Annotated in this window: 1 protein-coding gene; it reads left to right on the top strand. The window is 34.8% G+C overall.

Annotated elements, in window-relative coordinates; genetic code table 11:
* Nucleotides 1-15 precede the first annotated feature (15 nt).
* Nucleotides 16-224 (top strand): hypothetical protein (locus L979_RS16920; RefSeq protein ID WP_231559561.1); only part of this gene is annotated, 209 nt, incomplete at its 3' end.

Here is a 224-nt window from a genome sequence, read left to right as displayed (position 1 = left end):
GAATATACTGCAATTGTGTTTAAGACGGAACAGGTACAGAATTATATTTTAATCAATACAGATGTAAATGATGAAATTTATCAAGGCTGGAACGGAACGACTTCATTAAATTTGTTCCCTGTAATGGACTTTGAACGATACAGAACACGTATAATCGAACGCGGTCAAATGGAGTTAATCAATTTAACTAAGGCAGAGTTCAAAATCAAGAGAAAGGCGGACTT

Source organism: Kocuria sp. ZOR0020, from assembly GCF_000800955.1.
GTDB classification, from domain to species: Bacteria; Actinomycetota; Actinomycetes; order Actinomycetales; family Micrococcaceae; genus Kocuria; species Kocuria subflava.
Note: the sequence above shows the minus strand (reverse complement) of the source record. Positions and strands in the feature narration are given on the sequence as shown.